Annotated in this window: 5 protein-coding genes and 2 pseudogenes; all 7 read left to right on the top strand. The window is 40.4% G+C overall.

The window, feature by feature from the left end; translation table 11 throughout:
* Nucleotides 1-702, top strand: a pseudogene (locus VF675_RS12850) (IS110 family transposase); the annotation flags it as partial.
* A 525-nt stretch (nucleotides 703-1,227) separates the two neighbouring features.
* Complete coding sequence (locus VF675_RS12845; protein ID WP_158651013.1) at nucleotides 1,228-2,508, top strand: TolC family protein; 1,281 nt, start codon at nucleotides 1,228-1,230, stop codon at nucleotides 2,506-2,508.
* 48 nt (nucleotides 2,509-2,556) lie between these two features.
* Complete coding sequence (locus VF675_RS12840) at nucleotides 2,557-4,803, top strand: type I secretion system permease/ATPase (RefSeq protein ID WP_440205324.1); 2,247 nt, start codon at nucleotides 2,557-2,559, stop codon at nucleotides 4,801-4,803.
* Between the two features lie 57 nt (nucleotides 4,804-4,860).
* Nucleotides 4,861-6,099, top strand: a complete 1,239-nt coding sequence (locus VF675_RS12835; RefSeq protein ID WP_104504297.1) for an HlyD family type I secretion periplasmic adaptor subunit — start codon at nucleotides 4,861-4,863, stop codon at nucleotides 6,097-6,099.
* A 322-nt stretch (nucleotides 6,100-6,421) separates the two neighbouring features.
* A pseudogene (locus VF675_RS12830) lies at nucleotides 6,422-6,841 on the top strand (transposase); the annotation flags it as partial.
* A 189-nt stretch (nucleotides 6,842-7,030) separates the two neighbouring features.
* Nucleotides 7,031-7,978, top strand: coding sequence for an OmpA family protein (locus VF675_RS12825; RefSeq protein WP_104504275.1), 948 nt, complete (start codon nucleotides 7,031-7,033; stop codon nucleotides 7,976-7,978).
* Between the two features lie 69 nt (nucleotides 7,979-8,047).
* A partial coding sequence (locus tag VF675_RS12820; RefSeq protein WP_440205323.1) for a hypothetical protein occupies nucleotides 8,048-8,565 on the top strand: 518 nt, incomplete at its 3' end.

Here is an 8,565-nt window from a genome sequence, read left to right as displayed (position 1 = left end):
AAAAGTGGCTTTGGCAGTCTGCTCAAATAGCTCATCACTCTTAAAATTGAACCTGATCAAGTGACAGCAATCATGGAAGCGACTTCGGTTTATCATGAGAATTTGGGATATTATCTATATGATGCAGGTGTAAAGGTTTGTGTGGCTAATCCTTCACGAGTAAGAGCCTTTGCCAAAGGCATGTCCATGCTAAATAAAACGGATAAAGCTGATAGTGAAGCTCTTTCACGTTATGGTTACACCGCAAAGTTAATCATATGGCAGCCTGAACCTGAAAATGTCAGATTATTAAAAGCTTTACTAGGCAGACGAGATGTCTATCTAGGTAGTCTATTGCAGGAAAAGAATCGACTTGAAAAGGCGCAGTCCACTCATACCTCCGTTGTTGTGATTAAATTACTTGAAGAGAATATTGAGTATTTAAATCAGCAACTTGAACATATTGATAAGTTAATAAATAATCACATAGATCAAGATCCAACATTGAAACAGGATTTGAAATTACTGCAAACTATTCCTTCAATCGGTGAACGATCAGGCTTATTACTGTTGGGGTTATTTCATTCGCACAAGTTTGAAAAAGCAAGTCAAGCTGCTGCATATGTAGGTTTGGTTCCAGTACATCAGTTGTCTGGCAGTTCAGTCAACAAGCAAAGTCACTTATCAAAAGCAGGTGACAGTAAAATACGCTCAGTATTGTACCAAGGACTCAGGTTTTGGAACGTTCGGTTGTATGAAGACCAATTGGTAGTTCGATAGATTTTAGGTGTAGGTTTATTCATTCAAAAATTATATTGTGGAAATAGGCCTTTAACGATAGTTTTGTGCAACAAAGCCTTTTTTCAAGCCAATTTCTTATCCGAAATTCGGGTTAAATAGTGATTATAACCAAAAAAATTAAGAATTTTAATAAGAATCATCCTCTTCTAATATCCAGAATAAAGATAGATTTATCATGAATTTAATGAGCTCATAATGTTAAGCCACACCAACCCGATTCTAGATAAATTAAAAGACACATTATCTTATTGATTTTTAATAATAAAAAAAATATTTCACCATAATAGTAGTTGTGAAATATTCATTTTAAAAGTAAATTAATTATTATATAAAGGATTATATTATATAGTGTTATTTTTTAATATTTAGTCAAAAATAAAAGATAACTACTTAATTAATCTTATTACTTCGAGTTTAAATATTTCGTTTATTATACAGATGGTTCACGTGAAAATATTTCCTAAATTCAGCAAAAAAATTGGCGAAATTTTAATTCTATTGTCACTCTATGCTTCTTCACAGGCACATGCTGTTGAACTGCGCACTATTTTAAAAAATGCATTGCAGCAAGACCCATTGATCATAGAGGCACAAGCCAATGAACAGGCAGCGATCAGTAAAGTAAAAGAGTCACAAGCCCTGCATTATCCAGTGTTAGCGGTTACTGCCAATCAAATCCTCGACCAATCTCATGACAATCGCGCAGATTACGCCAGTGAAAACTTTACGCCTGGTTTGCGCGGAACATTGAATCTATATTCTTTTGGGGCAATTAGCGCACAGGTCGAGCGAGATAAAAGCAAGTCTGCTTATTTTCATGAGAAAACCGGTGAAACTGCAGAAGAGTTGGGTTACAGCATTGGCAGCGAATATATTAAAGCCTTGCGTGCGCAGGAATCACTTGAAGTACAAAATCGTAGTTTAGAACGGCACAATAAATTTACCCGTGATATTGGTATTATTGTGCAATATGACCAGGGGCGTCGTTCTGAGCTGATTCAAGCCAAAGCGCGACAAATGCAAGTGGAACATATCATCAGTGGTTTACAGCGTGAGTTGGGTTTTGCTTTAAGCAATTTAAAAAAATATGCTCCTCATGTTGACCCGGCAGGCTTAAGTGATCCTTTTGCACAGTTTAGCATTAGCAATGTAGTCGATCGCTATAGTCTGGCCGATAGCAGTCAACACCCCTCATATCAAGCGCAACAGGCCGAACTGGACAGTATTCGCTCCGAACATAAATATCGTCAAACCAAGCGTTACCCGAGTATTAATCTGGAAGGTAATGTAACCACCGAAGACCGTCAAATTTATTTAAGCATGGCGTGGGACGTTTTCAACCAAGGCAACAAATATTCAGTAGAGCAAGGTGGGCAGTCGATTGTGGCGGCACAGGCACGTTTGGGACAAATTCAACGGGATATTGAAGAGCGTGCCCGAACTGCGGAAATTGATATGTTTCAGAGCAAGCAGAAAATGGAGATTACCCGCCAGCAAATTGCAGCTTCACGAGATGTGGTGATTGCCAATGAAAAGCAGTTTAAAATCGCGCGTAAAACTCTAGTCGATGTATTGAATGCCTATAACGAATTATCTGCGGTAGAAATTGCCTATGTCACGGCACAGAATGATTTCCGTATGGCGGCATTGGCCTATTTACGTGCACAGGGCAAAATTTCGACCTGGGCCGTCGGTTCGAGCCATTCGACCCGGTCTACGCAGCCTTAATTTTAAATTCAATATTCCGACAGAATAACAAAGGTTGATAACAAGATCATGAAATCCATTGTTGAACATATTGCCTTAGTCACCCAGCTTTTAGGGACCCCGATTTCTGTGGCAACCTTAATGGCGCAGGTGACCCACGATCAAAACCTGCAAGTGAATTATCATTCCCTGGGCGAGGTTTTAAAAACCCACGGTTTTGACAATACTTTGGCTCAGCGCAGTCTGCAGGATATTCCATCTTTGGCCATGCCTGTGGTGATTGTGTTGCAGGATGAAAATGCAGCGGTAATCACCAAAATTGAGGGTATCGGCGATGAGCGGGTTTATCAAATTCAGCAGAGTGATGGCCTCAAACAGCAACTGACCCAAACCCAACTGAACGAACTGTACTTGGGTTACTGCTGGTTTATTAAGCCTAAACTAGCCAGTGATTTACGTTCAGAGTTGCCTGAATATCATATGCCGAAAGCCTGGTTCTGGAAAGTCATCTGGCGTTTCCGCTCTTATTACTATCAGGTGATTTTAGCCACCTTTATTATTAACTTTTTGGCATTGGTCAGTTCACTGTATGTGATGAATGTGTATGACCGTGTCATTCCAAATAAGTCTTACGAAACCCTGTGGGTACTGAGTATCGGGGTGATTCTGGCGATTCTGTTTGAATTTGTGGCCAAAATGATTCGTGGACATTTAACCGATATTGCGGGTAAAAAAGCCGATCTGATTATCAGCTCAGCGATTTTTAGACGGGTGATGAGTCTAGATTTATCGGAAAAGCCGGCCTCTTCAGGAGCTTATGCCAATAACCTGCGTGAGTTCGAGTCAGTCCGTGATTTTATGACCAGTGCCAGTTTGTTGGTATTGGTGGATTTACCATTCTTATTGCTGTTTATTAGTGTAATTTGGCTGATTGCAGGCAAGTTGGCCTTGGTGCCATTAATTCTGATCCCAATTGTGATGCTGGTTGGCTTTTTGGCACAAGGTCCTTTGGCACGTTTTATTAATGAGTCCATGCGTGAAGGTGCGCAGCGTCAAGGCTTGGCCGTTGAAGCAATTGAAGGCATAGAAACCTTAAAAACCAATAATGCCGCCAGCTGGGCACAAGAAAAGTGGGATTTATATACCGCCCGCAGTGCCGCTTCTAGCATCAAAACCCGTGATTTAAGCAACTTTGTGGTGAATTTTTCAGTCGGGATTCAGCAACTCAATACAGTATTATTGGTGATTGTGGGTACTTATTTAATTCATAGCCCAGATGCCAATTCTAAAATCACCATGGGGGCGTTGATTGCTGCGGTAATTTTATCGGGTCGTGCACTGGCACCACTGGCACAGATTGCCAACCTGGCGATTCGCTTTCAACAAGCCAAAGTCGGGCTGCAAGGCTTGCAAAGTATTATTGACCGTAAAATTGAGCGTGACCCAGAACGTGAATATATCAGTCTGGAACGTGTTGCAGGCGAGTTAAACCTGCAACAGGTCAGCTTTAAATATCAGGATGACACGCCTGAGGTGGTCAAAGGTGTGAATTTACAGTTGAAACCAGGCGAGAAAGTCGGGATTTTAGGCAAAATTGGTAGTGGTAAAACCACCATGCTGAAACTGGCCAGTGGGCTGTTTGAACCCAGTCAAGGTAATGTCACCCTAGATGGGGTAGATTTGCGCCAACTTGATCCAAACTTTGTGCGTAATCAAATTGCCATGCTGGGACAATCGCCACGTTTGTTTTTAGGCACGCTACGTGAAAATTTAGACTTGGCCCGTCAAGATGGCTTTACCGGCAATCAGGATTTACTGCATGCACTGAAACGCTTTGGCTTAGAGCAGCTGATTCAAAACCATCCGAAAGGGCTGGATATGCCTTTGGGTGAAGATGGACAAGGCTTATCGGGTGGGCAAAAACAGATTATTGCTTTGGCCCGTTTGACTTTACGTCATCCTAAAGTGGTGCTGTTAGATGAGCCGACCACGGGGCTGGATCAGGGCACCGAGCAGAAAGCCCTGCACGCCTTAGGACACTGGTGCAAAGATAAAACCTTGTTGGTGGTGACACACCGTATGCAGGTATTGAGTATTGTTGATCGAATTGTAGTCGTGGATCAAGGTAAAATTGTGATGGATGGCCCACGTGATGCGGTGCTGAAAAAACTGGCACAAAATGAACAGAAAGCACGTCCATCCACACAACGGGTGATTCGCCCTTCGATTTCGGCAAGTTCAGCCGCAACGAACACCCCTACACAGACAGAGGCGGATGCTACGCAGACTGCCGAAACGGGCCAGCCCATCACTTAAATCTGACTTGACGTGTAAAAGCCAAAGCCTGCGACAAAAAAATATTGAGTAAAAAGTATGAAGGATAATCAAGAAAAATCATCTGAAAAGATACATTCCAAAGATCTGAAACTGGTCAATGATCTGAATGCAGCTTTGCAAAAAGAAAAGCATACAGGACTGTTTTGGGTGATTGGTTTATTGTTCATCTTTTTAGTGGTCTTTGTAATCTGGGCATATAACAGTACGGTGGAAGAAGTGACACGTGGTCAAGGCAGCGTGATTCCGACCAGTCGTGAGCAGATTGTCCAAAGTCTGGACCCAGGTACCATTAAAGACATGCGTGTCAAAGAAGGTGACGTGGTTGAAAAAGGACAGGTTTTGTTAACTTTGGATGATACGCGTAGCACTGCGGTATTGCGTGAAAGTGAAGCCAAGGTCGATAACCTGGAAGCAATGGCAGCACGTTTGCGGGCAGAATCTTATGGTACAGCCATTCAATTCTCGGCAGGGATCAGTCCAGATTTACAACGTCGTGAACGTGCCGCTTATGACGCTCGTCGTCGTGCGGTAGAAGATGCCATATCTGGCTTAAGAACCAGTAAGTCGATGCTGGACCGTGAAATTGCCATTACTGCGCCGATGGTAGCGGAAGGGGTAATGTCTGAGGTAGAGCTATTAAGAATGCGTCGCCAGTCTTCAGATCTGGCTCTACAAATAGATGAAAAACGCAATCAATATGCAGCAGATGCCAACAATGAACTGGTCCGGATTGAATCTGAACTGGCACAGGCTAAAGAAAATATGGCCATGCGTGCTGACCCTGTAGATCGCAGTTTGATCCGTGCACCGCTACGGGGTATTGTGAAAAATATCAAAATCAACACTGTCGGTGGCGTGGTTCAGGCAGGACAAGATATTATGGAAATTGTTCCTCTGGATGACAAATTACTAGTTGAAACTTATATCCGTCCACAAGATGTGGCTTTTGTCCGTCCGGGGCTAGATGCAATTGTAAAAATTACTGCTTATGACTATTCGCTGTATGGTGGACTGGAAGGAAAAGTCACTCTAATTAGTCCAGATACCTTACGTGACAAAGCGCGACCAAGTGAGCTTAATTTAAACCCGGATGAAGCCTACTATCGAATCTTGGTGGAAACCAGTCAGAATGCCTTAACTGATAAAAATGGACAAGCAATGCCGATTATTCCCGGCATGATTGCTAGTGTGGATGTCAAAACCGGGGAAAAAACCATCCTGCAATATTTGATCAAACCGATCACACGAATGAAGCAGGCACTACAGGAACGCTAACTTAAAAAATACATTTTAACTTAAATACTTAAGCCAAATTTCTATGAAATTTGGCTTTTTATTGGCTTGAGATTAGATGAGACATACATGAGTAGAAAACTTGCGCGATTTAGTTTATTTTTTATGTAATAAATGTATTAAAAATGTAATATATAACCCGAATCCTGTTTAAGCCAATGATTCCATAATTTGAATTTTTGGCTTATTTTGATGAGCGAGTGGCTTTGTTGCACAAAGATTTCATAACTATATGATTTTAAAAGTTTTGATTATTTTTTGATCCAAAATTAAATTTATTTAAATCAGATGCTTACATATTTATGCAACAAAGCCGTTAGAAAATGGAGAGCTTTTACTCGTCGTTTCTCCTCAGTTTAATGCCAATGCTATTCAGGATTATGCATTACGCTGGGAAATTGAAACCTTATTCAGTTGTCTCAAAGGACGCGGGTTTAATCTTGAAAATACGCGCTTGACAGACCCTAGACGAGTGAAAAAATTGATTGCGGTGTTAGCTATAAGCTTCTGTTGGTGTTACTTAACGGGTGAATGGCAACATAATCAAAAAAAAGCGATAAAAATAAAGAAGCATGGACGACTCTCAATGAGTTTATTTCGCTATGGTTTAGACTATGTTCAAATGGCGATTCAGCGTTTAATTGGTTTTGGGAAAAAAGAAGAGTTTAAGGAAATTTTGGCAATTTTAAGAAAGCAGAATCCTGATAGGATAAGGGTTCTGTGAAATTTGTCGTGTACAGAGAAAAAGATATAAATAAAGATGACTTTTATGCTGTTTTTTAAAGTATATTTTTTATATGATGATTAAGTTTAAATGTGATTTAAATCACACAAAAATATACTTTTTAAGAATTTTTAACCTTGGATTTGGTTTTAAGGTTTTAAGGTTTTAAGGTTTTAAAGGTGCTGGGATATGGATATTAGAAAATTATTTTTAATAACGGGACTTTCTATTTTTGGGTCTGGATGTGCTTCTATTAATAATCAATCTCCTTTGGAGCATTGGAAAACATTTAATCCAGCATCTATGATTTTGTCTGATCATATTAGACCAGATCAAACCATGGTGGTTTTTCTTCGAGAGGAAAATGCATTCAATGGTCCGGCCGTTAATATTTTTCTAGAAGGAGAGTATTTAACGTCGCTTCAATCAGGCGGTTATAAAATGCTACCTGTATGTGCAACTCAGACTGGAATGAGTGCTGCTTTTACTCAAAGTGAGTTGAATTATGCAAATGTACGGCAGAAAAATCAGGTATATGACTTGCCTGCAGGGAAAATTCAGTATTTTAAACTTGTTGCAGATACCAATCAGTCCATTCAAATCCAGCCATTAACAGAAGTACAAGCCCAGCAGATCCTTCCTACTGTTCGTGAACAAACCCATACACTTTCACGTGTTGAAAAAAATAAGGTGTGTGCAAAACCAGTCTATGTCAATGTCCCTGTCCAAACTGTCTTGAAGAAATATACCTTACAGGCAAATACCTTATTTGCTTATGCAAAATCAGGCCCAAATGACATGTTAAAAAAAGGTCGCGAAGAAGTTAAAACAATTGCAGATCAAATTATCAATGAGCAAAGTCAGATTAGCCATATTAGTGTTCTTGGCTACACTGATCCTGTAGGAACTGAAGCTTTTAATCAGCAGCTGTCTTTGCGACGCGCTGAAACAGTACGTAATTTACTGACAAGCTATGGTGTGGCTAAACAGAATATTTCAGTTGAAGGACGCGGTGAACAAGACCTTGTAGTCAGTGACTGTCAGAGTCGCTATGCAAAAGATAAGCTGGCTCGTGAGCAATGTGATCTGCCTAACCGACGTGTAGAAATCATTACTTACGGTATTAAAGCTGAATAAAACTTTTTAAATCTAATTCAACTTTCCAATAAATTTTAAAAATCTGGCTAGCAGACAAGGATTAATCCTATGAATAATCAAACCATTACTGTAAAAATACATAGTGCTAAGAAAATAATTTCAACTCTGAATGTTACTAAAACACCCGATCAGCCTGTGATTATTCAGGCCAAAAAAAATGTCAATTACGAGTTGATTGATGATGCAACTCAATTTGCCCCTGAAAACATTAAAATTAAGCGTGTGGGTAATGACTTGTATATTGGTTTTGAAGACAGTTCGTCAGATCCGCTTGATGCTGACCTGATTATTCAGGATTACTATGGTCATGATGGGGTGACCAGCAATTTACTGATCGGTCTGCATGAAAATGGCAGTTATTATGCCTATGTTCCGGAAAGTGGTTTTCAGGAACATGCTGTAAGTATGCTGGCTGAAGAAGTCAGTGCTGGTCAGGCATTGGGTGGTGAACCTTTGGTTGCAGCAGCCTATGAGTTTAATCCGTATTGGTTACTGGCTTTGATTCCTTTGGTGGGATTAGCTGTGGCAGCTAGTAATGACGATGATAATAGTGTTGGAGATATTAC

The organism is Acinetobacter sp. Lyrl_1 (assembly GCF_051948795.1).
GTDB lineage: Bacteria > Pseudomonadota > Gammaproteobacteria > Pseudomonadales > Moraxellaceae > Acinetobacter > Acinetobacter towneri.
This window is presented reverse-complemented; position numbering and strand designations above follow the sequence as displayed.

Bases quoted from the DNA above. Each gene is read 5' to 3' on its own strand.
- VF675_RS12825 (WP_104504275.1), top strand. From the start codon at position 7,031: ATGGATATTAGAAAATTATTTTTAATAACGGGACTTTCTATTTTTGGG.
- VF675_RS12835 (WP_104504297.1), top strand. From the start codon at position 4,861: ATGAAGGATAATCAAGAAAAATCATCTGAAAAGATACATTCCAAAGAT.
- VF675_RS12840 (WP_440205324.1), top strand. From the start codon at position 2,557: ATGAAATCCATTGTTGAACATATTGCCTTAGTCACCCAGCTTTTAGGG.